Source organism: Dethiosulfovibrio faecalis (genome assembly GCF_021568795.1).
In the GTDB taxonomy this organism is placed as follows: Bacteria; Synergistota; Synergistia; order Synergistales; family Dethiosulfovibrionaceae; genus Dethiosulfovibrio; species Dethiosulfovibrio faecalis.
Genome location: NZ_JAKGUE010000003.1, coordinates 186,979 through 210,541, shown reverse-complemented (window position 1 = coordinate 210,541; position 23,563 = coordinate 186,979). Strand labels below are relative to the sequence as shown.

Sequence of the window (23,563 nt, the reverse complement as noted above, 5' to 3'; positions counted from 1 at the left end):
TACGGAGCTCAGTTCATCCACGAGACGAATTTATCGAGAAAGAGCGAACAGTTTTTCATGAAATTTCTGAGACGCTGCACCGTTATTCCGCCGTCCAGGTCCATGTCCAGCTCCAGATGGGGATCTCCGTCGTCGTCCAGGTATGCCTTGGCCAGACGCCATTCCGAGTTCCATTTGTTGACGTCCTCTATCGTCACGTCAGTGTTGTTCCATCCGCAGTGAAACTGAACGGAGGTTCCATCGTCGTAGAGAAACATCTGGACGATAAGGCCCTTCAACTTGAACTCGCAATTTCTGTCGTCTTTGATCTCCGGACGATAACCCTCCTCGGCCAAGAAATCGTTGAGGTCCTGCAGAGAGATCTTCTCCACCAAAGTCGTCGAATCCGCAAAGGCGGCGGAGCAGAACGACATACACAGGATAGCCACGGCCAACAGACATACAAACTTCTTCATGAACACACTACCTTTCTGCCCCTCTCAGGGCTAAAAAATCATTTTAAAAGTTCGTCCCGAAGCTTCAGCGCCGGCTCGTAACTTCCATTTATGGACAGAGCCCTCTCTATCCATCGCCCGGCCTTCTCCTCGTCTCCGGCTTTATAGGCCGATCTGGCTGCCCACAGGGCTGCGAGATAGTTTCCGCTGTAGGATTTTACCCCTTTTTCAAAGGAAACTACAGCTTTTTCGAACTCTCCGGAAGAATATCTGGCATATCCTTCTCTGTGTATTATTTCCAGTACGTTTTTGAGCCCGCCGTCTACGGGATAGGTCGATATGACGTCGCCCTGATCGGATCGGTCGGGGTCGACGCCCACCACTGGGGTGGATTTCGGCCGGGAAACCGAGACCTCGGGCAGATTGACTTTCTTTTTTACGACTCCGCTCTCCTCCCAGCGTTTGGCCTGGGCGGCCAATCTGGTCATCCTGCGCTCCGTGGGAGGGTGGGAGTTGAAGCCGCTGGGAGAGGTCACCAGGCCGTCGTCGGCCATCCTCTTTATGGCATTGTAAAGCGACCAGGCCGAGTATCCCGCCTTGTACGAGTATTCCACTCCGGCGTCGTCGGCCTCCACCTCCTGCTCTCTGCTGTATCCCTGAACCGCCAGAGTGGCGCCGATACCTATGGCTATGTCTCCCGTGTCGCTGTCCAGAAGCTCGCTCAGCACTGCGGCAAGGATTCCTATCCCGGCGTTGCGTTTCTGCCCCGATTCCAGGTGACCGTGCATTCCGTGACCGATCTCGTGGGCGATGACCCCGGCGATCTGATCCTCCGTATCCATGACGTCCAACAGACCCTGGAACACCACTATCCTGTACTTGCCGTCCTCCATGGTTATATAGGCGTTGGTCTCGTCCTTCTCCTCCAGATGGAGGGATGCCTCGAAACCGGTGGTCCTGGACAGCCTGGCCCAGGCCCTCTCCATCGCCGCCCTGGAGACCTTTGCATCCGCGACCCCTACGGTCAGAAGCAAAACCAGACTCGAAAGAGCCCACAAAGACCACTTTGGGAGATTTATTTTTTTCATGTTCATGAGATCATCCTCCGAATTCATCGCTCTAATCGATAAAAGAATATCAGAGAAAGAAACCCCGGCCTAGTGTCTCAGGGTGGAGAGATCTAGAACTGTCTCGATTATTTTAGATCGAGATATAGGTTTTCCTGTAAACGAACAAAAAAGGGCAGATCGAGAATTCTCGATCTGCCCGAATTCGCAAACTAGAAGATCCCGACGACCACTACGATAAAGCAAGCTCCTTTTTATTGTCCGGCCCTGGAGTGGTCACTATAACCTTTTTAGGCGTTATCACTACAGCGCCTTTAGCCGTAATAGCTCCGTCGAAAAGATCTGAGACCGCCTTCTTAAAGAAATCCACTATTGGCCCTTCGGTCAAGTATTCGGCGGTTCCCTTTATCTGGTAACCTTCCATGTTGGCCCCATCGCTGACGGAAACCGCTATTTGACCGTTCTTCTCTATATTTTTCAATGTCGTGTCGAGAAAAACATCACCTACCAACAATTTCCCATCGTCCGTCACGTCCTTGAAAGCCACCGGAACGGCGTTGGGTTCATCGGAATAGGTAGCCAGATACCACATCTGATCATTAAGCAAATGCACAACTTTTTCGTTCATATGAAAGACCTCCTTATACAATTCAACTTCTACAACGAAACTCAGGATAACTCTTTTGCTACAAGCTTTCAATATATAAGCAAATTCCTTAGTTACTATTTATTTTAATAGCAACTTGTCAAAAAAGAAGCTTAGGCATACACTCTAGCTACGGAGGTGACGGTTTGTATCAGCCTAAATTGAAGAGAGAGATAAGATGCCCTCTAGAATACGGACTTAAAATATTCGGAGGAAAATGGAAGTCTCGAGTGATATGCGTGTTGGCGGAAAAAGGCGTTCTAAGATACAGCTCGCTACGCAAGGAGATGATGAACATCACCGACGCAGTTCTAGCCTCTACTCTGAAGGAGCTAATGGCAGATCAGATGATTCTCCGTAAATCATACGATGAAATCCCACCAAAAGTAGAGTACAGTCTAACGAAAAAAGGAAAATCGGTGATCCCTATATTACAGAGTATTTGCCGTTGGTCCGGAGCATACCACATAGAGGGAAACGATTTGAGAATGTCTCAATGTCAAAAATGCGATTATTTCTTTAAAGATCCCGCTGATTAGCTTAAAAATATCAAAGTAGGTCCTACTATATTTTTTCAGGAGGAAAGCGATGAACTTGAAAGAAATCCTTGAAAGCTCAGATCGCCGACGAAGAGAGGCCCTCGATATTCTCTCCACCCTGGAGCTCATGAAGACCTGGGGAAAATACGGCAGGCCCGTTCTGGTCGGAGCCGTAGCTTACGATCTGGTGCTCGATTGCGACATAGACATGGAGATCTACTGTCCCACCCTTAAAATCGAGGACGGATTCGAGGTCTTTTCCCGTCTTTGCGGCAAGAAAAGCGACCTCGTCAAGGGATGCTCCTTTCAAAACCACCTGGGAGGGCCGGACGGAGCCCTCTATTGGAAGCTGTCGATAGTCAAAGACGGAATTCCCTGGAAGGTGGACATGTGGTCGGCACCGGAGGATTACCCTCTTCCCAGAAGCGAACACTTCGTAAAACCCATGATAGAGGCCTTGACCGACGAGACCAGAAAGGCCATTCTGTATCTAAAGTGGCACAGACGGATGGACCCGGAGATAGAATGCCCCTCCATAGATCTCTACCGAGCGGTCATGAAGGGAGGGGTCAGGACTCCCTCGGATCTGAAATCCTGGCTGAGGGAAAACAAAATGGGAGAGCTATCCTCATGGATCCCAGGCCGCGACGACTGATAAGGAGGAAGGAAGTATGAAGAAAAATATAGTGAATCTGGCGGAAAATCTGATGGCTAAATCGGAGGTGGTCACCTTGGCCTCGGTCAACGAGAACGGCTTTCCCCGCATCTGCGCCATGGCCAACGTAAAATCGGAGGGGATAAAGACGATCTGGATGGCCACAGGAACTCACTCCAGGAAAACCGCCCATTTTCTAAAAAACCCGAAAGCCAGCGTCTGCACCTACTCCGGAGGAGACAGCCTGACGCTTGTCGGAAACATATCGGTGATCTCCGACAAGGAGATAAAGCACGACCTGTGGCAGGACTGGTTCATAGAGCACTTCCCCAAGGGAGAGGACGACCCGGAATACTGCGTCCTGAAGTTCGAGGCCAAAGAGGCCACGATCTACATAGACGAGATCTTCGAGACTGTCTCAGTCTGAAAAAGCTCCGACATAAAAGCCCCCGACCGTAAACGGTCGGGGGCTACGATTTTAAACGCCTTTTTCGGGAACGACACCCTTCATGGCTCTCGCGAGATCCCTGTCCAGAAGGGTTTTCACAACCACTCTGCCTATGACCCTGGCTCCCAGGGCCAGGGCTTGGTGGGCCTCGGGCTTTGTCACCGAGTCGGCGAAATCCACCGTATGGAGGGCGTACCGCTCCGGCGTTATGGCGAGCAGAGGCTGAAGGGTCGGACATCTGCGGGATACGTTGCCGACGTCGGTGGATCCGGCAGGAGCCGCAGGGGGATCGAATGAAACGCCAAGCTCGTCGTATATCTCTCCTATCATGGCCTCTCCCGGAGGGTTGGGAACCATGTCGTCGAAGCTGGACTCGAACGTTTCCCAGGAAACCTCCGTTCCCGTGGCCAAAGCGGCTCCTCTGGCGCAATCCATGCAGCGGGAGGTCAGCCCGTCGAGATAGCTCCGCTCCGGAGCCCTGAACTCGAAGCGACAGACGGCCCTGTCCGGAACTATGTTCGGCGCCTTTCCTCCGTCGTCGACCACTCCGTGAATCCTGGCCTCCGGTATGGAGTGTTGCCTGAGCATATCCACCGCGTGGAACATGAGCTGAACCCCGTTGAGGGCGTTTTTACCCTCCCAGGGAGCACCTGCGGCGTGGGAGGATTTTCCCGTAAAGATGAAACGATAGCCGTCCATAGCCAGTGAACGGAAGGCGGTGGTGTTCATCCCTCCGGAAGAGTGGATCATCAGAGCCAGATCGTAGCCGTCGAACAGCCCGGCCTTAGACATGGAGCACTTGGCGCCGTCGGTCTCCTCCGCCGGGGTCCCCACAACGTGCACCGCCCCTCCCAGAGATCCCACGATCTCCGACAGAGCCAGACCGGCCAGGACCGACATGGATCCGTGAACGCAGTGGCCGCAGCCGTGCCCCAGACCGGGAAGGGCGTCGCACTCGACCATTATCGCCACCTTCGGTCCGTCCTCGTCCCCTATGGAGGCCTTGAACGCCGTGGGCAGGCCACCGTAGGGTCGCTCCACCGAGAAGCCCTCTCGAGACAGAAGGGCGACTATCCTATCGGTGGCCTCGAACTCCTCTCCGGAAAGCTCCGGGTTGGCAGCCATCCAGTCCGACAGAGCCACGGCTTCGCCTAGAAACCTCTCTACCCCTTCGTCCAGCCTGGAGCAGGCCCGCCCATAATCCATGAGAGACACCGCATCACACCCCCAGGGCCACCGCGGCCGCTATGAAAAACCCCTGAAAAGCCACTGCTATCAGAAAGAAGGGCAGGAAGAAGCGATACCACTTCTCCAGCGGAACGTGGGCTATGGCACACATGATAGGGATGAGCGCCGTCGGCCAGAGCAGGTTGGAAAGCCCGTCGCCGAACTGGAAGGCCAGGACCGCCACCTGACGGCTGATCCCCAGGACGTCCGAGAGAGGAGCCATTATTGGCATGGTGACCACAGCCTGACCGCTTCCTGAGGGAATCAGGAAGTTTATCACGTTCTGAACCGCCAGCATCCCCTCGGCGGCCAGCCATCGGGGCAGATCCTGAAGGGGAAGGGAGAGATAGTAAACCACCGTGTCCACGATGTGTCCCTCTCTCATGACCACCAGCACTCCCCTTGATAGACCGATTATCATACATCCGAAAACTATGTCCCTGAGTCCCTTGACGTAGACGTCGGCCAGTCTGTTCGGGTTGAAGCCGCCTATGAGGCCGGAAAGGATCCCCATAACTATGAAGAGTCCGGCCAGCTCGTTGAAGTACCACCCCTTCTGGGTCACCCCCCAGATCAGTGCGACTATGGACACCACGACCACTCCGCAGACGGCCCTGGTCCTGGCGGTGAAGGGGGTTTTTACCAGTTCGTCGTGATCCAGCTGTAGATCTCCCATATCTATACCGGCCATGTAGCTTTTAGCGGGGTCTTTCTTGATGCTTCTGGCGTAACGGAGTATCCACCAGCAGGCCAAGGTCTCCATGACGAACCAGGTGACCAGACGGAAGGCCCATCCGGACAGCAGAGATATGCCTGCGAAGTTCTGTGCCAGAATGACGGTGAAGGGGTTCATCACCGCCGCTGTGTAGCCTATCCCCACGGCCATGCCGATGGTGGCCAATCCTACTATGGCGTCGTATCCCATCGCTATGGACATTCCGACGAAAAGGGGAAGAAAGCCGAAGGTCTCCTCGAACATGCCGAACACGGAGGCCGCCATGCCGAAGATGTACACGAAGGCGACCAGTATGTAGTCGCTCTTGCCCTTGAACAGACGGAGCATCCACCCGATGAAGGCGTTTAGGGCCTTGGTCTCCAGCACGACGAACCAAGAAGCGTAGGCCAGAAAGACGAAGAAAAACACCTCGGCGGCGTCGACCAGCCCTTTTTGTATGGCTATGAAGGTCTGAAAAGGACCTACTGGGGTGGAGGCTATCTCCTTGAACGACCCGGGGACGACTACGGTCCTGTTGATGGTCTCGTTCATCTCCCTGGTGAACTCCCCGGCCGGAAGGATCCAGCTACCCACCGCCGCCAGTATGGTCAGAGAGACCAGCAGCACGTAGACGTGTGGTACCGACAGTTTCCTTTTCTTCGGATTATTTGCGGCGTTGTTGACTTGAGACGACATATAGATACTACCTCCTTGAGTTTATTCGAGACCCGACCCCTTTTTCGCGCTAAATCGACGACGAGGTCAAGAGACGTTTCGCTAAATCGACCACCCAAGGGATAATACCACAGGAACGACGAAAAAACGGCCTCCCCGGAAAAATCCGGAAAAACCGTTCAAAATTGGGATCAGGAAGCCTTTTTACCGTTCAATCTGAGGAGGATCTCCTTAGCAGCCTTTTCGCCGGAAAGAAGCATTCCCCCGAAGATCGGTCCCATTCGGGGACCTCCAAAAACGGCGTTGGCGCTCATTCCCGCGACGAACAGACCGGGGTAGACCTCTTTTGTGTTATCCACGGTCAGTTTTTCCGCCCTCTCGCACCAAAGAGACTTCTCTCCCTCCACCTTGCCGGTTTCCGTCAATAGCCTTCCCGGCACCTTTTTCTCCACGGTAGAGGTCACGTTGGAGTCGTGTCCCGTGGCGTCGATGATGAAATCGCTTCTAACAGCCAATGGATCGACCAGAAGGCCGGAAGCCTCGACTGTGGACCAGTTGATCACCAACCCTATAACCCGGTCCTCTCTCATCACCACGTCCTCCGCAACCATACCGTTGAACACAGTGACCCCGGCCCTGACGGCCGAGGAGATCAGGGTGGAGACGGCCTCCACAGACCCGGCGGTGTAGTATCCCGGTTCGAACTCCCTGAGGGAGACCCCCAGACCGTCCAGTATCCTCGCACCTTCGGACTGCACTACTATCTCGTTGAAAAGCATGCCGCCGCCCCACATGCCTCCCCCCAGGCTTAACCGCCTGTCGAAGAGGGATACCTTTACCCCCGCGTCAGCCAAGACGTACCCCGCCACCAATCCGGCCGGGCCACCTCCAACTATGACCACGTCGTTTTCCAGATGATCCGTAAGCCTCTCGAAAAAACGGCTTACGATGGCCTTGGAAATAACCCTCTCGTCCAAATCCATGATACCCTCTCCTTTTTAGTGATTTTTTCGGAAAGACAGGGAGAAAAGACGTCGCCTCCCAAGCTAGGGGAGGCGACGTGGACGTCTGAGATGAGATATCCTATTACTCTTCTTCCTGCGCCGGCATTACCCGGTGTCGTCGTAACGAGACGACAGCGTGATCACACGCTCAGGTTCGAAGGGTCTACGGGTTCCCCCGTACTCTCAGCCCCAGACTCAGGAGCTCCCCTGTTTCTCTTACGAAACAGTATAATCACTTTATTTTCTTTGTACATAGCTGTGACACGTTTTCACCAAACCGTTGCAAAAAGGCACCCGGCGGTGTATTCTCTTGTGGATTTGTTTTACTCAACAAACTAATTTCGGAGGTGACTAGATGCATATATCGGAAGGAGTTCTGTCCGTTCCCATACTGGCTGCGGGAGCCGCCCTGACGGTGGGCTTCACCGCCCAGGGACTGAGGTCCATGAAGGCGGAGGACGTGCCTGCCACGGGAATCGTCTCGGCGGGGCTATTCGTAGCGTCGCTCATACACGTATCCCTGGGTCCGTCCAGCGTGCACTTGCTGCTGAACGGCATTTCCGGGGCCATTCTTGGATGGGCGATCTTCCCGGCCTGCGTGGTGGCCCTTTTCCTCCAGGCCCTGCTGTTCCAGTTCGGAGGGTTGGCGGTACTGGGGGTCAACGTTATGGACATGGCCTTTCCTGGGCTGATATTCGGGGCTCTGTTCAGGCTGCTCTTCGTATCCAGAGGGAAATGGGCTCTGCTGCTGGGCGGTTTTCTGTGCAGCGCAGGAGGGGTCATTCTGACGGCCCTCATGACGGCGGGAGTTCTGGCACTGAACGGCGAGGGCTTCATGGCGGCGGCGAAACTGATAGTATGGGCTCATATCCCGGTAGCCCTGATAGAGGGCTTCGTAGGAGCCATGGCGGTGCTTTTCCTGGCCAAGGTTCGACCGGACATGATCGGAAGAAAGCAAGGTGAACTTCTATGAAAAAGATAGCGGCTACTTTGGCGTTGATGGTCCTTCTGGTGTCCCCGGCCTGGGCCCACAAGGTATGTATGCTCTCCTCCTTCGAGGGCGATTCGATAACGGGAGAGGCCTACTTCTCCACGGGAGACCCGATCGTCGGCAGCCCCGTAACGGTGGAGTCCAACGGAGAGGAGATCGGACAGGGCAAGACAGACGAAAACGGGGCCTTTTCAATAGCCATACCGAAGGGAGTCCTGTCCGCCAAGGTCACCATAAACGCAGGCATGGGACACGTGGCCCACGAGGACATAGCCAGAGAGGGAGCTCCGGAGCCATCGACAGCCACGGAGCCACAGGCAAAGGCTACCGCCGAGACGTCCGTCCCAGGCGTCTCACTGGAGGACGTAAAAAAGGCGGTGGCCTCCGAGATAGCGCCGGTGAAGAAGATGGTCATGGATATGGAGAGGGCTCAGTCAAAACCGGACATGCCTAAAATCCTGGGAGGCATAGGCTACATAATCGGGATAGTCGGGGCCTTCATGTGGGGCAGATCGAAACGTGTCTGATTCCCCTTTAGGGAGAATAGACCCCCGCTGGAAGATCCTCCTCGCCTTCGCCGTGGCCATCGTGGTCTCCTTCTCCAGAGAGATCCACAGCTCGGCCCTTTTGCTGGGCTACGGAGTATTTCTGGCGTTTTTAGGACGACTGTCGCCGAAGGAGACCCTGAAAAGACTGGGAGCCGTAAACGGACTGCTGATAACCCTGTGGCTGACCCTGCCTCTGACCACCGGAGGCGAGACGGTAAGGCTGGCCGGACTGGATCTGTCGTTGGAGGGCATCGACCTGGCGGGGAACATAACCCTCAAAAGCTCCGCCATGGTGCTGGTGCTGATGGCCCTGCTGGGGACCAGCCAGACCCATCTGGTGATGAGAGGCCTGAAAGAGCTTGGCCTGTCCACGAAGCTGGTGACATTGCTCCACTTCTGCTCCCGATACATACACGTCATAACCGACGAGAACAGGCGCATCCACGAGGCGGCAGCCCTACGAGGCTACAGACCGGGAATAACCCCGAGAGGACTGAGGACCACCGCCTCGATGGTAGCCTCTTTGCTGGTTAAGAGCTACGACCGATCGGTCCGGGTAAACGACGCACTGCTCTTACGGGGCTTCGACGGCACGTTCCCGTCGGTGCACGAGCCTTCCAGGGCGGCCCTTCCTGACCTGGCGTGGTTCGGAGGCATCGTGGTCCTTTTCGGGGGGTGTCTGGTCTTTTGAGATCTCTTGAATTGAGGGAGCTCTCCTTTCACTACAGGGAGGAAGCCCCGGTGCTTAAGGACCTCTCCCTTTGCCTTACCGACGAGGACAGACTGGCCCTGACCGGCCCCAACGGCTCGGGCAAGACCACCCTCTTCAGGGTTACCATGGGACTGCTGAAACCCCAAAGGGGATATATAGCTCTGGACGGAAAGGAGATCTCCGACGACGAGGACTGGCGCCAACTGAGGCGAGAGGTCGGAATGGTCTTCCAGGACCCGGACGACCAGCTGTTCTGCCCCACCCTCCTGGAGGACGTGGCATTCGGGCCGATGAACATGGGGATCAAGCGAAAGGAAGCCGGGGAGCTGTCCCTCTCGACCCTCCGGGCCTTGGGAATAGAGAATCTGGCGGACCGACCTCCCTACAGCCTGTCCGGAGGACAGAAGAAGCTCGGGGCCCTGGCGACGGTGCTGTCCATGTCGCCTTCGTTCATATTGCTGGACGAGCCTTCGGCGGGGCTGGACGACGACGCCGTCGAGAGGCTGATAACGGCCTTGAGGAATTTTTCCGGAGGTTATCTGATAGCCTCTCACGAACCGGACTTCCTCCGCAGGGTGACCTCCTCGGAGATTAAGATAGGCCATCCTAGTTATCGGGGCACTAACTCGATGCCATAGGAGTATAATAAGGGAAGGTTACGATATATCTTTTCCCAGGAGGTCCGTTCATATGACTATAGGTCGACGATTCGCCATGTTGTTGATAATACTGATCCTAACCCTGTCGGGAATAGGGATCGCCATCTTCTTCAAGGGGGGAGATATCCTGAAGGGGCAGGTGACCAAAACCGGCTTCGAGACCGTAAAGGGGTCGGCAGAAACGGTGGGCCAGCACTTCGACATGCTGGCAGGGATAATAGACAACATCGTTCTGGCCGTAGATCAGGCCTGGAGGGAGAACAAGAGAGAGTTCGTCCAGATACAGGATCTCATGGTCGATTCCCTTGAGGTCAACGAAAGATGGGGTTTTCAGGACATCTACTTCGGCTTCGAGATCAACGGAGACTTAGCCACCAGTCACAGATTCGTCCCCCCGAAAGGGTTTGACTCGAGAAAGAGAAGCTGGTACCTCATGGCTTCCAAGCTGGGCAGAGACAGGGTGGCTCTCTCCGAACCGTACATGGACGTAGTCACTAACAAGCCGGTCATAGCGCTGAGTAAGCTCGTCTACGACGACGAAGGCAAGCTGGTGGGATGCGTCGGAGCCGACGTCGGCATAGGCCACCTGGTAGAGTTCACCAAAAAGCTGACCATACTGGGGCAGGGCAAAGGGATCTTGCTCAGCACCGAAGGGATGGTCATAGCGGGACCGATCGAGGAGGACGTCATGACCAGAAAGCTCTCGGAAAAACCCGAGGCGGACATGGCGGAACTGGGCGGAAAGATGACCGACGGCAAATCGGGCTTCATGGAGGTAAACCTGAACGGAAGCCACACCGCGTTCTACACCCCGACGAAATGGGGGGTATCTCTGGCGATACTCTACCCGGTCAGCGCCATAGCGGCTCTGGTGCACTCTCTGACCCTGCCTTTGATCGTAATATCAGTGATAGCCCTGATACTGACCTTGGCCGTGGTGATCTTCACCTACAGGGGCATAGCCTCGCCTCTCAAGAAGGTCTCCGACATGGCCGGGCTGATGAAGGAACGGGACCTCACGGTGGACCTCCGCTCCATAGGCTACGACGCCAAAGACGAGCTGGGTAACATGATAACGGCCCTGGCGGACATGGTGGAGAACATCCGCGCTACCATAGGCAAGATAACCTCCGAGGCGGACAGCATAAACCAAAGCTCCTCCGGACTGGCCGCCATAAGCGAACAGGCCAACGCCTCCATGGACGAGGCGAAGAGGGCCGTCGAGGAGATAGCCGTTCTGGCCGAGACGAACGCCGCCTCGCTGGAGGAGACCAACGCAGGGGTCGAGGAGGTATCCTCAAGCGCCCATCTGGCGGCGGAATCGGCAACGGAGGGAACCGAGGCGACCGAGTCGGCCACTGAGACGTCGGAGAAGGCGGCGGGGCTTGTCGAGGTAGTCATAGAGGGAGTGGAGTCGGTGGGACGTAAGTCCGACGACACCATAGCCAGGATGAACGCCCTGGGCGAGTCGGTCCAACAGATAACGGGCTTCATAGAGACCATAAACTCCATAGCGGATCAGACCAACCTCCTGGCCCTGAACGCCGCCATAGAGGCAGCCAGAGCGGGAGAGGCCGGAAGGGGTTTCGCCGTGGTGGCGGAGGAGGTCCGAAAGCTGGCGGAGGAATCGGCCAAAGCCGCTGGAAAGATAGACGCCCTCATAGGGGATCTCCAGAAACAGACAGGCGAGTCCATATCGGTGACCAAGGAGACAGCCGAGGTGATGAAGGACACCGTCGCCAACGCCTCCGAGGCCAGAAGGGGACTGGACGAGACTCTGGAGAGCATAAAGAGGGTAAACGTGGCCATGCAGAACATCGCCGCCACCTCGGAGGAACAGGCGGCATCGTCCAACGAGATGGCCGGAGCCGTCGATCAGGCATCCAAGTCCACGGTGGAGATGGCCCAGAAGGTGGAATCCATAAAGTCCTCCACCGTAGAGACCGCTAAGGGCTCCGACGGGGTGGCCCAGGAGGCGGAGAGACTGGCTGGACTGGCCCGGTCCATAGACGAAGAGCTGAAGAGGTTCAAGACGGAAAGCTCGGAAATAGCCACTCTGAAAGGATAAGACACATGACAAGAAGGCGGCCGGGAGATCCGGCCGCCTTCTTCCGTTATTCTCCCCTCTTTTCGCTCAGCGAACCTCTGAGGCCGAGATAGCCCACCGTCAGGCATATCAGTATCACCACGCAGAGACTGACGGTTCGCCAGGGTACGCACCCCTCCATCAGAGCCCTCTTGAAGACGTCCCCTCCGGCCACGTAGAGGACCGTCCCCGGGAGCATGCACAGCCACGACATCAGCACGTAATACCCGAAAGAGACCGACGTCAGCCCCATCCCGTAGTTCACCAGGTTGAAGGGAAAGAGGGGGATGAGCCTCACTATCGCAATGACGAGGAAACCCTTCTCTCGGATCATGTCGTCCAGCTTCACGAATCTAGGGTTTCGGGCCAGCCATCGGGAGACCTGATCCCTGGCCGCGTATCGGGCTATCAGAAAGGCCGCCGCCGCTCCCAGAGTAGACCCCGCTGAGACCACGACGGTTCCGTAAAACACGCCGAAAAGGCTGCCTGCCAGGATCGTTATAGGCCCGCCTGGAACGGCCAGAATCACAGCCACGGCGAACATGGCGGTGAACACCGCCGGAGCCATCGGCCCGAACGAACGAAGGTGCTCCTCGGTAAACCAGCTTTTGTCTATGCCGCACATCCGAAAGACCACGAACAGGGTCAACAGTCCTCCGATTACTATTGCAAGCCTCACCCTGGAGTTACCCTTCATCGTTACGATCCCCCTTTTATGGAACTTCCGGCCCTGTACCAGGCCGCCAACCTTGACGGAGAGATTCCCATTCCCCAAGCGAGCATTATCATGAAATTGCGCAAGGAGGTCCTGGCCACGCCCAGCCTTTTCCAGCGGCGGGCGGAGGTACGTACTTCCCTTGAAAGGGTCGTGACCTTACCAGCCCTCGAGGCTGACCTCACCAGCGACACGTCCTCCAGCAGGGGCATCTCGGGAAAGCCCCCCAGGTCGAGAAAAACCGACCTGCGAAGGAAAAGGCCCTGGTCTCCATAGGGCAGAGACAGCCACCTGGACCTGGCGTTGGCCCAGAAGGAGATAGTCGCCATAGATGAGCGGAACTCGGGGTCTTTCAGCTCGCCGCACAGCCCTATCCGAAGGGAGAAGGCCCCTAGAGAAACCCTTTCGTCGCTCAAAACCTTACGGACCGATCCGCTGTATCCCCAGGGAAGGACGCTGTCGCCGTGCAGAAACAGCAGGAGATCTCCCGAGGTGGCTTCGGCCCCCGCGTTCATCTGAGCAGCCCTGCCCCGGGAAGACCGAACCACCCTCGCGCCGCAAAGCTCGGCCGCTTCCACCGTGCCGTCGGTGCTGCCTCCGTCGGAGACTATGACCTCCACGTCCATAGCTCCCAGGGCGGAACGTACCGCACGGGATATAGAGTCCTTTTCGTTCAGGGTCGGTATCACCACCGATATCTTTCGACGGGCCCTATTCCACACGGCCAGGTCCTCCGGCCTGTCGACGTCGCTCAAGACCGGAAGGCTGGCCACCTCAAGACCCAGGGAACGGGCCCTCTCCAACGTGGCTCGGCCCGTCCTTTCGGAACTCCAGGGAACCCCATGAAAGAGGCCGCAGGCCCTCTTTCCGACGGAGTCAAGGTCTATGCCGAGACAGTAATATCCTCCGTCGGAGGCCGGTCCCATCACTACGGGGTAATCGTCGAGCAGCCTCATGACCCTGGGTATAAAAGACGGATCCACGTCGGGACAGTCGGTTCCCACGATCAGCACCTTTTTCACGCCTTCTTCGAGGGCGTCCAAAACCGAAAGCTCCATCCTGCTTCCCAGGTCGCCGTCCCCCTGGTCCCTGACGGAAAGATCTTCGCCGAGCCAGTTCCGAAAGCGATCGGGGTCCGAACCGGTGGACCTGATTTCCGAGGAACATCTGGCCATCCTCGCTCCACGCCTTATGGAAGACAGGGTCCTTTCCGCCATCCGACGGTGGAGATCCGACGCGCCATGGGCTCCCAAAGCAGGTATAAGCCTGGTCTTGGCCTTTCCCGGCTCGGGCCATTTGACGAAAGCTACAACTCGGTCCAACGAAATCACCTCTGAGAAATCGACTCGTTATATATCGGCGTTACCGCCGTCACCGAGCCTTCATGATCGACCGCAACTCGGCTCGAACCTCCGCCGGATCGAGACCGTCGGTGGACAAGAATGCCTTGATCCCGCCCGGAGATCTATCCATCACGATCACCCGGTCGGCTATGGCGGCGGCCTCGCCCACGTCGTGGGTTATGAACATCACGGTGTAGGAATGGTCCTCTATAAGGGAAAGAAGCAATTCCTGCATGGCCTCCCTGGTCTGGGCGTCCAGGGCGCCGAAGGGCTCGTCCATCAGCAGGACCTTGGGCTTCAGTATCAGGACCCTGGCCAGAGCGACCCTCTGCTTCATGCCACCGGATATCTCTCTGGGAAGGTAATCGGCGAAACGGGACAGTCCGGTCATCTCGAGATGCCGCTTCACCTCGGACCTCAGCTCCGACTTGGCCATCCTTCCCTTCGCCCCGAAGGCCACGTTCTCCGCCACCGTAAGCCAGGGAAAGAGGGCGTCTTCCTGAAAGACCACGCATCTGTCCCGTCCCGGCCCAGATACGGCCCGACCATCCACCGACACGTCTCCCCGGTCGGGGGATTCAAGACCCGCCACTATCTTCAGCAGGGTGCTCTTTCCGCAACCGCTCGGCCCCAAAACGCAGACCAGCTCGCCTTTTTCTATATCGAAGCTCACGTCCGAGAGGACATCAAGCTCGCCGCCTTTTTCCAGAAAGGTCTTGCAGACCCCTCGGACCGACAGAGCGGCCGGTCCCGTCCCGTTCAGGCGGCTCACGCCATCCTCCGGGCCGAGCGGAAGAAAAACCTCATGGCCGAAGACAGCAGCAGATCGCTCAGCCTTCCCATAGCGGCTATGACCACTATGCCGACTATTATCATGTCTATCCTTCCCATCATCCTGGCGTCCATTATGAGGGCACCCAGGCCAAAGGGAACTCCGGTCAGCTCCCCTAAAACCAGATACGCCCAGGAGGTTCCAAGACCCAGTCTGAGACCGCTCATTATCTGGGGCATGGCTGCGGGCAGCAGTATGTCGAAGACGCCCCTTATCCTGCCGACTCCCATGGTGGCACCTACCTGGTAGAGTATGAAATCGACGTTCCCCGCTCCAATGGCGGTGTTGACGTACACGGGGAAAAACGACGCCAACGCGACGAGGAAGACGGTGGTCTTCATGCCCACGCCGAACCACACCATGGCCAGAGGCAGCCAGCTTATTCCCGGCACGGAACGGAGTCCGTTTACGGTGGTTCCCAACAGGCTCCTGACGATCGGGACCCTGCCGGAAACCACGCCCATAGGTATCCCGAAGACGACCGCGGCGACGAATCCCATGGCGACCCTCCCGGTGCTGGCCGATAGATCGGTAACGAATCTCCCGGCGTATGGGGCGGATCCGACCTCGCCGAACAGGTAGACCCAAGCGGATCTTCCTATGTCCATCGGGTCGGGCAGCAGATAAGTCGGGACTATTCCGGTGCGGCATACCCAGAACCAGGCTCCCAGAAGACATGTCGGAACGATCCAGGGCAGAAAAGCAGAGGCCCGGGACCTTTTGGTCAAAACCCCATTTCCTCCTTGACCCTGCGGACGAAGGAGAGGTCGAAAAGCCTTTCGTAGTCGGGCTGGCGGTCTATAACGTGAAGCTCCTCCATCCTGGCGCCGAGTGCCTTGACCCTCTCCACGAAGGCGTCGTCCATGTCCCAGGCAAGTTCTATGTTGGCCGAAGCCTTCTCCAGTATCTCCTTTTCCGTTCCGAAGGAGACCGCCTTTTTCAGCCATACGTCGGGATTGGACCTTAAAAACTCGGTGGCCCTGACGTGAGCCCTCACCAGGTCCATCACCATGTCGGGATCCTCCTCTATGAGCCTCTCCGTGACCAACATCCCGGCGTTTATGGTCCCCACGCTATCGTCGTAATAGGGATAGGACAGTACACGACCGTATCCATCGGCCACGGCTAGGGTGGGGAAAGGCTCTCCGGACAAAAAGGCGTCTATACTCCCTCGGGCGAGGGCGGTTCCCATGTCGAAGAAGTCTATCCTGACCAGGCTGACGTCCTTCTCCGGGGACAGGCCGTTACGGGTCAGGGCCTCTCTCAGCAGTATCTCGTGCATAGTCCCGGGAACGTAGCCTATCCTTTTACCTCTGAGCTGAGAGATCTCCTCTATGGGGCCGTCCTTTCCCACCACCAGGGCGGAGCACCTGTTGCAGAGGGAGGCCACCAAAACGACCGGCTGCCCCATGGAGGCGGAGTGTATGGCGTGAGCGATGGTGGTGCCGCACATACCGAGACTTCCCGCCAGAAGAGCCGTCTTCTGATCAGCCGGATTGGTGAAGGAGAGGACCTCCACGTCTTCGGAGGCGTAATCGCCGTAGAAAAAAGGCTGTATGGTCTGGGCGGTTTTCCAGGTCCCTACCTTAACGGCCTCTTCAGCCGACACGGTAGTTGCAAAACATAGACACAGCAGCATCAAAAAGGATAGTTTCTTCATCTCGACACGTCCTTTCGGTATCTAAAAAATCTCACGTCCGGGGATTAGCGTTTTTAGAGGCACCCTTTAGGCGAAACAGTTCGATTTTACGGTCGGATCCCATCCGGTCTCCAGGTGGATACCGGCGCAGTTTTCGACGGTGTTTCCCCTTCCCTTGCCCGTGTCGGCCTCCCCGTCTCTGGGGCTGGACCCCACCTCGGGAAAGAGGAGGTTGCCCCCGGCTATCAGAGAGAGGGCGTTGGGCTCGTGGGTGCAGTGGGCCTTCGGAACGGTTCCCATCACCAGCCGGGACACCGCCACCATCCTGGCCATCTCTCTCTCGGTTATCATGCCGTATTTTTCCATGGGAGAACCGGGAAAGTTGACCCTTCTCATTACTCCGCTGTAGGTGGCCCCGTAATCCCTTGCCAGGAACATAAGGTCGACTATCTCCTCCGCCTCGTGCTCCGGCCCCACAGGCTCCACGCAGTTCATCCATCTCAGCCCCACGTCTTTGAGGACCTTGATGGTCTCGATTCTCTTATCCCTTTTTAGAGGGGTATCCCTGCCCTCGCCCAGCCGCACGGCGTGATAAGCCCCTACGAAACCGGCCTCCAGGAGGGCCTCTCCCTCCTCGTGGGTTATGTCTCTGGTGTTTGCCACCAGGGGAACGTCGACGTTGTCCCGAAGGAGCCTGCCCACGTGGAGGAGCCGTTCCATCGGGAAGTTTCCGGTGGTCATGAGGTTCAGCGAATCGGCCTTGCGGGATTCACCGTATCTCGCCCACTCCAGAATCTGATCGTCGGAGAAGTCTATAGACTCCTTGAAGATCCCGGCCTTCACTGTCAGGGAGCAGAAACTACAGTTGAGAGGACAGGGAGCCACGTTCAGCCCTATGTGGAAATGATTCTCCCCCTTGTTGCCGAAGGTCTCCCTGGAGAGGGTATCGGCAGCTTCCATCAAGGCGTAGGTGTCCTTGGATCTCAAGGGAAGGGCCATAAGATAGAGAGCCTCGTCTCTGTCGATTCCCGAGCCGTCCGAGCCCTTCTTCAATATTTCCCCTGTTTTAGGCGCTATTTTCCAAGTCATTCAGAACCCCTCCGATAAAAATCACACATGATATAAAAAACTTATTCAACGTCGTCGAGTATCGCCCTTCTCAGTTTCCTGCGGTTGGTCCATCTGGACAATCCCGTAGGAGGAGGCGGCGAAGCACCGCCCAGCATCAACCTCAGGAGATGCACCACGTCGGAGTCGCCTCCCCCCAGAGAGTCCACGCAGCTCTGACAGCAGCAGACCACCGTCTCACCGTTACGTCTGTAGCGGGATATCCTCTCGGACCAGGACGACAGTACCTCGGGATGGACGATGGGAACCATTCCCCCCGCCCCGCAGCAAAGTCCGCCCTTCGAACCGTAGGGATCGGTGCGTATGGACGGGCAGACCTCTTCCGCCAGTCTCTCGACCTCGGCCAACTCCCTTTCGTCGTCCCTGAGGGGACAGGGAGAGTGGAACATGGCCCCCTCCAACTCGGCATGTCGAGATCCGGACAGGGATCCGTTACCTCCCAGACAACCCCATATGGACGACACCTTCACGGGAAGGCTCGACAGGGCCTTCAGACAGTTCGGACAGGCCACCACGATCTCCTCGACCCCGCAGGACATCAGGGTTTTAGCCAATTCGGACCTTATCCCTTCGGCAACGTCGTCTCGCCCGAGAGACGCGGCGGGAGTTCCGCAGCAACCGACCATGATGCCCATGTCGGAATCCAGGGAACGAAGCTCCCTCCAGGTCATCAGCACCAGCTCCGGATCGGAGGACGCCAAGGCGCACCCCGGGAAAAACAGCCTACGCCCCTTACCCTTCGGGAAGACCGGAGGCGTTCCCATATGTTCCCAGGCCGCCATAAACTGAAACGCGAGGACCCCGGCGAAAAGCTTTCTCATTTTTAAGGACGGCTTCGCACAGGCCCTCTTTCTGAGGGCGGTCATGACGGACCTTAGGTCCGCTCCGACGGGACAGACGCTGGAACAGTAGCCGCAAAGGGAACAACGGAAGGCCCAGTCGTCCTCGATCACGCCGTTTTTAAGAAAATGCGATACTACCTTCCCCGGCCCCTCTTCCAACTGGTCGGACATAATGCATCCCTTGAGACACAGTCCGCAATCAACACACTTATCGGCGAAAACCCGTAATTCCGGGCAAACGGCCTCGTTCAACTTCAACTTTCGACCTCCTCCGATCCACACGGCAACCCTGGTCACCACAGGTTATAATGTGTATAATCCCTTTTCGTAGGGATCGCATGATGATAGCACCTTAATATGAAAGGAGTTACTTAAATGAAGCAAACTCTTCTCCGAGTGTGGTTCGCGTTATGCATGCTGACCATCTCGGCGACCGCCTGGGGCGGAGAGCCGGATCTTTCCGGATTCGTCCACCCCGAGTACTTCATCACGCCGCAGAAGCTCCACTCGATTTTAGGCGACCCCAAGCTGGTCCTGTTGGACGGGAACAATCCCAAGGTCTACCGGAAGGGACACATACCTGGAGCGGTAAACATCGGTTTTCACTTCCTGTCCAAAACGGTGGGAAGACCTGGCGACCCCGGTTGGGGCACGTCCCTTCCAATAGATCGTCTGGAGAAAAAACTGAGAGAGCTGGGAGTAAACGACGATTCCATAGTGGTCTTATATTCCAATATGTTCAAAGGTCCCGGAGCGGACGGACGCAACTTCTGGCAGTTGAAGATGGCCGGGATGAAGAACGTCAAACTCCTCTACGGCGGACTGCCCCTCTATCGTTCGCTGGGGTACGATCTTACGAAAAAGGTTGCGAAACCCTCCCCCTCGGACGAGGGGGCACTCACCCTTCACGAATACGATCCGTCCTGGTACACCACAATGGACCAGGTGTACAGCTCCTTGGGAAAGGAACTCATCATCGATACCAGGACCAAAAAGGAGTTCGACGGCAGCACCAACGCCGGGGAACCCAGAGGCGGCCACATAGCCGGATCCAAGTGGATGCTGTGGCTGGACATACTGAACAAAGACGGCAGCCCCAAATCGGCGGAGGAGATAAAGTCCATCATGAAAGAGAGATTCGGACTGACTCCGCAGGATTCCTTCACCGTTTACTGAACGATGGGCATAAGATCGGGGTACGTTACCTCGGTTCTCAGAGCCGTCGGCTTTGAGCGGGTGAGAAACTACGAGGGATCCATCTACGAGTGGGGCGGAAACGAGGACATGCCGATAGAGAAATAGCGTCTATCGATCAATCTCCCGAGGATAGATCGACGCAACTTTCCGAATCCCTGCGATCCCTATAGATCTTTTTCCACAGAGAGACCAAAGCGGTCAAGACGAAAAGCAGGGAAAGGCCCAGGACGAAACGTCTCGTCCCCTCGGTCAACATCCCCCCGACGTAAGAGTAGACTACGGTGGCCGGCAGCTGCCCTAATCCGGTGGCCAGAAAGAACGGCCAGAACTTCATGGAGGTCAGTCCGGCCCCGTAGCTTACGATATCGAAGGACACGAAGGGAAGAAGCCTCGCCACGAAAACGGCATAGTTGCCGTAGCGTTCGAAGAAACGGTCTACCCCTTCGAGCCCAGCCTTGGAGGTGAGACGCTCCACCGGGCCTCTTCCGTACCATTTGGCGATAAAGAAACACAGAGCAGCACCGGCCATGGCGCTCGACCAGGACAGGATAGCCCCCTTCCACCAACCGAAAAGCCCGGCGTTGGCGAAGGTTATCAGAAACGCCGGAAGAGGAGCTATAACCGACTGAAACACCATGAGGAAAAAGGACATGACCGGAGCCCAGATTCCGAACGACAGTATGTATCCCCGAATAAGGTTCACGTCCAGAAGCTGAAACATCAAGAAAACCTGTTTTATCCAATCTCTGGACGGCTTGAAAGCCACGACCCCGGCTATCAGGACCACCGGCAGAAAGACCCTCAAAAGAAACGACCTGTTAAGAAACCTTCTCACAGACGACCACCTCGAGCAAAAAAATTCCATGTCCCTAAGAGCAGGGGTACAAGCTGTATAATCCACGCCCAAAACACCGCTATAATTACGTAACGATAGGAAACATGATCCATAGACCATCTCATGTCAATAACAGCGACAAGAAACAAGCTCAAACAGACTCCCCATAAAATCTCCGCAAGGCAAATTCGGCTCCATTTCTTTTTACCTACCCAAAAAAGCGAAAACAAAACCAACGACGCAAGAAGCGCCGCCGCGGACAGGAAGGCGATATTGCCGTCGGACATGATTCCATGGCGCAGCTGGGCTGATCTGTAATACACGTGTTTCATCACTCCGGCTCTCTCATCGCAAAGCCGGCGCAGTATCGGACAGACAGCCAGAAAAATACCCTGCGTAAAAAGCACGACACAGTAAAAAAAAGCCCGGAGACCGGCAGTTCCGGGCTTTTTCATCAAAACATTTATTTTGCCGGCTCCCCTGTCTCGAAGGGATATCCGGCATTGCTCCAGCCGATCCAACCGTCGCTGAACATGGACGTGTCCCGAAGCCCCATAGTCCTGGAATAAAACCAGACCTCGGCCACCCGCCAGCCACTGCCGCACATGAACGATAGATGTTTCGAGGTGTCTACGCCGCAATCCTTCCACATGGCGAGGATTTCTCTAGGTTCCCTCATGGTTCCGTCCACGTTCCGATAGTAATCCAAAGAGTTGGAATCGGTCTTGCCAGCGTAGGCGAAGACGGATCCGGGTATACGCCCTTTTCTATGATGATAGGAATAACCGGAAACCTTGCCGATATGCTCGTCCCAGGTTCTGACATCCACCAACACGAAATCGGGATCGTCTACAAGCCTTTCTCTGGTCTCATCCATAGTATCCAAAATCTCGGGTCTGCCGGGAGAGGTTCTTCCGAAATCGTCTATTGGCTCGGGCTTCACACTATCTTTTTCCAACGGATAACCGGCCCTAACCCATGCATCGTTGCCACCGTCCAAAACCCGTACATCCGCTACTCCCAGATATTCCATCACGAAAGCCACACGATAGGCCGCCATCTGATGCTCACCTGTGACCACCACGGTGTCGTTCGACGAGACTCCGAGTCTTCGTGCCAGATCGATCAGCTTATCCGAAGAGGCCAGTATCCACATGGTAACCGGTTTATCATCGCCTTCCAGCAAGTATTCCTCGGGAGGCTCCACCCAATCGGTATTGACATGAACGGAACCGGGGACATGCCCCTTGGCATAGGAGGTCTTTTCCTCGCCCCAACTCGCCTCGAGTATACGGACATTTCCAGCCTTCTCGAAAGTCTCCGGTCTCTTGCCATCCACGAGATCCTTCAAAACCTCGGCAGGAATCAACAGACTATATCCGGAAAAGACTTCAACGGGCCGATCGGGATCGTCGATCCATTTTTTGCCGTCGTAGGTCAATACGTTCTCAAACCCCTTGCCCTCGAGCCATCTCTCCACCTCGACGGAATCACGGCCGTTCACGTCGTACAACACGACCGTCTTATCCTTTGCGATTCCCTTGTCCGCCAACGCCTGGTCCAGCACCTCTTCTCGGTCTTTACGGTCAACGCCGAGCCATGAGGCGGCAAAATTGACCGCTCCGGCGATATGGCCTCCTCTGGAGACACCATCCAGCTTCCACCCATTGAAGGCAGCGCTGTCCCTGACATCCACGAGAACGCAGTTCCCTCCGTTTACGAGTTCTTTCAATCGATTCGTGTCGACCTCTTCCGAGAAAGCCACCGATCGGAACAAAAAGGACACCATAAAAAAGACGAACCCTGCGATTGTTCTAAAACGCATAAGCACCATCTCCTCCTGCCTTAAATAAATTACACAACCGAATAGAGATTATATCCTCAACGAGAGATCTCGTACAGCCGCTTGAGCGGGAACGGGCTCTTTGCCTCTTGACATTTTTGTTTATATGAACTAACTTACTGACCGATAAGTAAGTGAGGTGTTTCTAACTATGAAAGAGGGAAAAGTTGCTAGAGACCCGGAGGGGACGAAGAGGGCCATATTGAAGGCGGCGGAGGAGGTTTTCGCCGACAAGGGCTTCGCAGGCGCCACGATAAGCGAGATATCCAGGAAAAGCGGGGCCTCCGGGCCGTTGATACTGTTTCACTTTCAGAACAAGGAGGGACTGTACGAATCGGTCAAGGACGGGATAGTCGATCGATGGAGGGATAAGCTTCAGCCCAAGCCGATTCCCGTCGGGGCGGGGCCGGAGTTCGTCTCGGACATGATAGAAGTGGCCTTCTCCTTCTACAGGGACAACCCCAGGATGGTCCGCATGGCCAACTGGGGAAGGCTGGAGGGGGACGACGCCCCCTGGGGCGGCGAGGAGGACATCCACCACTGGTACGAATCGTCCATCAAGGAGGCCCAGAGCCGTGGCGAGATAAGAAACGACGTGTCGCCCCTCACGATCACGGCGATGGTGTGCGGAACGGTTCACGTATGGTGGGAGTTTCACGGACACATGGAGGAACACGTAAGACAGGGCAGCTACAGCGAGGTTAAGGACGACGATTACCTCGAGCAGATAACCGCCATCATATTGAAGGGACTGACCCCGTAGATTCGGGGCTGAAGGGAGGC

26 protein-coding genes are annotated in these 23,563 nt (G+C 56.3%); 11 read left to right on the top strand and 15 right to left on the bottom strand.

The features are described 5' to 3' along the window. Positions 1-8: 8 nt before the first annotated feature. The 3 genes from L2W58_RS04545 to L2W58_RS04535 all read right to left on the bottom strand — a co-directional run bounded on the left by L2W58_RS04545 (position 9) and on the right by L2W58_RS04535 (position 2,129). Complete coding sequence (locus L2W58_RS04545) at positions 9-455, bottom strand: YbjN domain-containing protein (protein ID WP_236101875.1); 447 nt, start codon at positions 453-455, stop codon at positions 9-11. A 38-nt stretch (positions 456-493) separates the two neighbouring features. Beyond that, positions 494-1,528: a M48 family metallopeptidase gene (locus L2W58_RS04540; RefSeq protein WP_236101873.1), complete on the bottom strand. Its 1,035-nt coding sequence runs from the start codon at positions 1,526-1,528 to the stop codon at positions 494-496. A 205-nt stretch (positions 1,529-1,733) separates the two neighbouring features. Next, on the bottom strand, positions 1,734-2,129 hold the full coding sequence (locus tag L2W58_RS04535; RefSeq protein WP_236101871.1) for a pyridoxamine 5'-phosphate oxidase family protein: 396 nt from the start codon (positions 2,127-2,129) through the stop codon (positions 1,734-1,736). 164 nt (positions 2,130-2,293) lie between these two features. Between L2W58_RS04535 and L2W58_RS04530 the strand changes: the two genes are divergently transcribed. The 3 genes from L2W58_RS04530 to L2W58_RS04520 are packed head-to-tail and all read left to right on the top strand — an operon-like array spanning position 2,294 to position 3,768. Beyond that, the gene (locus tag L2W58_RS04530) at positions 2,294-2,686 is read left to right on the top strand and encodes a winged helix-turn-helix transcriptional regulator (protein ID WP_236101869.1); all 393 of its coding nucleotides are present in this window, start codon (positions 2,294-2,296) and stop codon (positions 2,684-2,686) included. Between the two features lie 49 nt (positions 2,687-2,735). Further along, positions 2,736-3,341 (top strand): hypothetical protein, encoded by a 606-nt coding sequence (locus tag L2W58_RS04525; RefSeq protein ID WP_236101867.1) that lies wholly within the window; start codon positions 2,736-2,738, stop codon positions 3,339-3,341. A 16-nt stretch (positions 3,342-3,357) separates the two neighbouring features. Further along, positions 3,358-3,768 (top strand): pyridoxamine 5'-phosphate oxidase family protein, encoded by a 411-nt coding sequence (locus tag L2W58_RS04520; protein ID WP_236101865.1) that lies wholly within the window; start codon positions 3,358-3,360, stop codon positions 3,766-3,768. Between the two features lie 51 nt (positions 3,769-3,819). Here L2W58_RS04520 and L2W58_RS04515 read toward each other — a convergent pair whose 3' ends face one another. The 3 genes from L2W58_RS04515 to L2W58_RS04505 all read right to left on the bottom strand — a co-directional run bounded on the left by L2W58_RS04515 (position 3,820) and on the right by L2W58_RS04505 (position 7,389). Then, positions 3,820-4,995, bottom strand: a complete 1,176-nt coding sequence (locus L2W58_RS04515) for an amidohydrolase (RefSeq protein ID WP_236101988.1) — start codon at positions 4,993-4,995, stop codon at positions 3,820-3,822. Between the two features lie 13 nt (positions 4,996-5,008). Further along, positions 5,009-6,427, bottom strand: coding sequence for a YfcC family protein (locus L2W58_RS04510; protein ID WP_236101863.1), 1,419 nt, complete (start codon positions 6,425-6,427; stop codon positions 5,009-5,011). A 170-nt stretch (positions 6,428-6,597) separates the two neighbouring features. Then, on the bottom strand, positions 6,598-7,389 hold the full coding sequence (locus L2W58_RS04505) for a sulfide-dependent adenosine diphosphate thiazole synthase (protein WP_236101861.1): 792 nt from the start codon (positions 7,387-7,389) through the stop codon (positions 6,598-6,600). Positions 7,390-7,765: 376 nt separating this feature from the next. Between L2W58_RS04505 and cbiM the strand changes: the two genes are divergently transcribed. Genes cbiM through L2W58_RS04480 form a run of 5 tightly spaced genes read left to right on the top strand, consistent with a single transcriptional unit; the run spans position 7,766 to position 12,388 of the window. Beyond that, positions 7,766-8,383, top strand: a complete 618-nt coding sequence (gene cbiM / locus L2W58_RS04500; protein WP_236101859.1) for a cobalt transporter CbiM — start codon at positions 7,766-7,768, stop codon at positions 8,381-8,383. After that, positions 8,380-8,928 carry a hypothetical protein gene (locus tag L2W58_RS04495; protein ID WP_236101857.1) on the top strand — a complete coding sequence of 183 codons (549 nt, stop codon included), beginning with the start codon at positions 8,380-8,382 and terminating at the stop codon, positions 8,926-8,928. Before cbiM ends, L2W58_RS04495 begins: the two co-directional genes overlap by 4 nt. Next, positions 8,921-9,640, top strand: a complete 720-nt coding sequence (cbiQ, locus tag L2W58_RS04490; protein ID WP_236101855.1) for a cobalt ECF transporter T component CbiQ — start codon at positions 8,921-8,923, stop codon at positions 9,638-9,640. Before L2W58_RS04495 ends, cbiQ begins: the two co-directional genes overlap by 8 nt. Beyond that, on the top strand, positions 9,637-10,299 hold the full coding sequence (locus L2W58_RS04485; RefSeq protein WP_236101853.1) for an energy-coupling factor ABC transporter ATP-binding protein: 663 nt from the start codon (positions 9,637-9,639) through the stop codon (positions 10,297-10,299). The genes cbiQ and L2W58_RS04485 overlap by 4 nt, the downstream gene beginning before the upstream one ends. 52 nt (positions 10,300-10,351) lie before the next feature. Then, entirely contained in the window at positions 10,352-12,388 is a 2,037-nt protein-coding gene (locus L2W58_RS04480) for a methyl-accepting chemotaxis protein (RefSeq protein ID WP_236101852.1), read from the top strand. A gap of 46 nt (positions 12,389-12,434) precedes the next feature. Here the strand turns inward: L2W58_RS04480 and L2W58_RS04475 are convergent, their stop codons facing one another. The 7 genes from L2W58_RS04475 to L2W58_RS04445 form a co-directional block, all read right to left on the bottom strand. Beyond that, the gene (locus L2W58_RS04475) at positions 12,435-13,103 is read right to left on the bottom strand and encodes a TVP38/TMEM64 family protein (RefSeq protein ID WP_236101851.1); all 669 of its coding nucleotides are present in this window, start codon (positions 13,101-13,103) and stop codon (positions 12,435-12,437) included. 2 nt (positions 13,104-13,105) lie between these two features. Next, entirely contained in the window at positions 13,106-14,443 is a 1,338-nt protein-coding gene (locus tag L2W58_RS04470; RefSeq protein WP_236101850.1) for a TIGR04283 family arsenosugar biosynthesis glycosyltransferase, read from the bottom strand. Positions 14,444-14,492: 49 nt separating this feature from the next. Next, on the bottom strand, positions 14,493-15,236 hold the full coding sequence (locus tag L2W58_RS04465; protein ID WP_236101849.1) for an ABC transporter ATP-binding protein: 744 nt from the start codon (positions 15,234-15,236) through the stop codon (positions 14,493-14,495). Beyond that, positions 15,233-16,024, bottom strand: coding sequence for an ABC transporter permease (locus L2W58_RS04460; protein WP_236101848.1), 792 nt, complete (start codon positions 16,022-16,024; stop codon positions 15,233-15,235). Before L2W58_RS04460 ends, L2W58_RS04465 begins: the two co-directional genes overlap by 4 nt. Continuing rightward, on the bottom strand, positions 16,021-16,956 hold the full coding sequence (locus tag L2W58_RS04455) for an ABC transporter substrate-binding protein (protein WP_236101846.1): 936 nt from the start codon (positions 16,954-16,956) through the stop codon (positions 16,021-16,023). Before L2W58_RS04455 ends, L2W58_RS04460 begins: the two co-directional genes overlap by 4 nt. A 66-nt stretch (positions 16,957-17,022) precedes the next feature. Then, the gene (locus L2W58_RS04450; RefSeq protein ID WP_236101844.1) at positions 17,023-18,024 is read right to left on the bottom strand and encodes a biotin synthase BioB; all 1,002 of its coding nucleotides are present in this window, start codon (positions 18,022-18,024) and stop codon (positions 17,023-17,025) included. A gap of 41 nt (positions 18,025-18,065) precedes the next feature. Then, positions 18,066-19,163 carry a heterodisulfide reductase-related iron-sulfur binding cluster gene (locus L2W58_RS04445; protein ID WP_236101842.1) on the bottom strand — a complete coding sequence of 366 codons (1,098 nt, stop codon included), beginning with the start codon at positions 19,161-19,163 and terminating at the stop codon, positions 18,066-18,068. A gap of 117 nt (positions 19,164-19,280) precedes the next feature. Here L2W58_RS04445 and L2W58_RS04440 point away from each other — a divergent pair, with 117 nt between their 5' ends. After that, positions 19,281-20,081: a sulfurtransferase gene (locus tag L2W58_RS04440; protein ID WP_236101840.1), complete on the top strand. Its 801-nt coding sequence runs from the start codon at positions 19,281-19,283 to the stop codon at positions 20,079-20,081. Positions 20,082-20,084: 3 nt separating this feature from the next. Next, a complete protein-coding gene (locus L2W58_RS13040) occupies positions 20,085-20,207 on the top strand; it encodes a hypothetical protein (RefSeq protein WP_255700374.1) in 123 nt (40 codons plus the stop codon). A gap of 10 nt (positions 20,208-20,217) precedes the next feature. Here L2W58_RS13040 and L2W58_RS04435 read toward each other — a convergent pair whose 3' ends face one another. Continuing rightward, complete coding sequence (locus L2W58_RS04435) at positions 20,218-20,937, bottom strand: TVP38/TMEM64 family protein (protein ID WP_236101838.1); 720 nt, start codon at positions 20,935-20,937, stop codon at positions 20,218-20,220. Between the two features lie 463 nt (positions 20,938-21,400). Continuing rightward, positions 21,401-22,762 (bottom strand): rhodanese-like domain-containing protein, encoded by a 1,362-nt coding sequence (locus L2W58_RS04430; protein WP_236101836.1) that lies wholly within the window; start codon positions 22,760-22,762, stop codon positions 21,401-21,403. 169 nt (positions 22,763-22,931) lie between these two features. Between L2W58_RS04430 and L2W58_RS04425 the strand changes: the two genes are divergently transcribed. Further along, on the top strand, positions 22,932-23,543 hold the full coding sequence (locus L2W58_RS04425; RefSeq protein ID WP_236101834.1) for a TetR/AcrR family transcriptional regulator: 612 nt from the start codon (positions 22,932-22,934) through the stop codon (positions 23,541-23,543). The last annotated feature ends 20 nt before the right edge of the window (positions 23,544-23,563 follow it).

Excerpts from the sequence above, each read along its gene's own strand:
- L2W58_RS04450 (WP_236101844.1), bottom strand. The coding sequence starts at position 18,024 with ATGACTTGGAAAATAGCGCCTAAAACAGGGGAAATATTGAAGAAGGGC.
- L2W58_RS04535 (WP_236101871.1), bottom strand. The coding sequence starts at position 2,129 with ATGAACGAAAAAGTTGTGCATTTGCTTAATGATCAGATGTGGTATCTG.
- L2W58_RS04430 (WP_236101836.1), bottom strand. The coding sequence starts at position 22,762 with ATGCGTTTTAGAACAATCGCAGGGTTCGTCTTTTTTATGGTGTCCTTT.
- L2W58_RS04480 (WP_236101852.1), top strand. The coding sequence starts at position 10,352 with ATGACTATAGGTCGACGATTCGCCATGTTGTTGATAATACTGATCCTA.
- L2W58_RS04505 (WP_236101861.1), bottom strand. The coding sequence starts at position 7,389 with ATGGATTTGGACGAGAGGGTTATTTCCAAGGCCATCGTAAGCCGTTTT.
- L2W58_RS04545 (WP_236101875.1), bottom strand. The coding sequence starts at position 455 with ATGAAGAAGTTTGTATGTCTGTTGGCCGTGGCTATCCTGTGTATGTCG.
- L2W58_RS13040 (WP_255700374.1), top strand. The coding sequence starts at position 20,085 with ATGGGCATAAGATCGGGGTACGTTACCTCGGTTCTCAGAGCCGTCGGC.
- L2W58_RS04475 (WP_236101851.1), bottom strand. The coding sequence starts at position 13,103 with ATGAAGGGTAACTCCAGGGTGAGGCTTGCAATAGTAATCGGAGGACTG.
- L2W58_RS04440 (WP_236101840.1), top strand. The coding sequence starts at position 19,281 with ATGAAGCAAACTCTTCTCCGAGTGTGGTTCGCGTTATGCATGCTGACC.
- L2W58_RS04515 (WP_236101988.1), bottom strand. The coding sequence starts at position 4,995 with ATGGATTATGGGCGGGCCTGCTCCAGGCTGGACGAAGGGGTAGAGAGG.
- L2W58_RS04455 (WP_236101846.1), bottom strand. The coding sequence starts at position 16,956 with ATGAAGAAACTATCCTTTTTGATGCTGCTGTGTCTATGTTTTGCAACT.
- L2W58_RS04425 (WP_236101834.1), top strand. The coding sequence starts at position 22,932 with ATGAAAGAGGGAAAAGTTGCTAGAGACCCGGAGGGGACGAAGAGGGCC.
- L2W58_RS04520 (WP_236101865.1), top strand. The coding sequence starts at position 3,358 with ATGAAGAAAAATATAGTGAATCTGGCGGAAAATCTGATGGCTAAATCG.
- L2W58_RS04525 (WP_236101867.1), top strand. The coding sequence starts at position 2,736 with ATGAACTTGAAAGAAATCCTTGAAAGCTCAGATCGCCGACGAAGAGAG.
- cbiM (WP_236101859.1), top strand. The coding sequence starts at position 7,766 with ATGCATATATCGGAAGGAGTTCTGTCCGTTCCCATACTGGCTGCGGGA.
- L2W58_RS04495 (WP_236101857.1), top strand. The coding sequence starts at position 8,380 with ATGAAAAAGATAGCGGCTACTTTGGCGTTGATGGTCCTTCTGGTGTCC.
- L2W58_RS04540 (WP_236101873.1), bottom strand. The coding sequence starts at position 1,528 with ATGAACATGAAAAAAATAAATCTCCCAAAGTGGTCTTTGTGGGCTCTT.
- L2W58_RS04510 (WP_236101863.1), bottom strand. The coding sequence starts at position 6,427 with ATGTCGTCTCAAGTCAACAACGCCGCAAATAATCCGAAGAAAAGGAAA.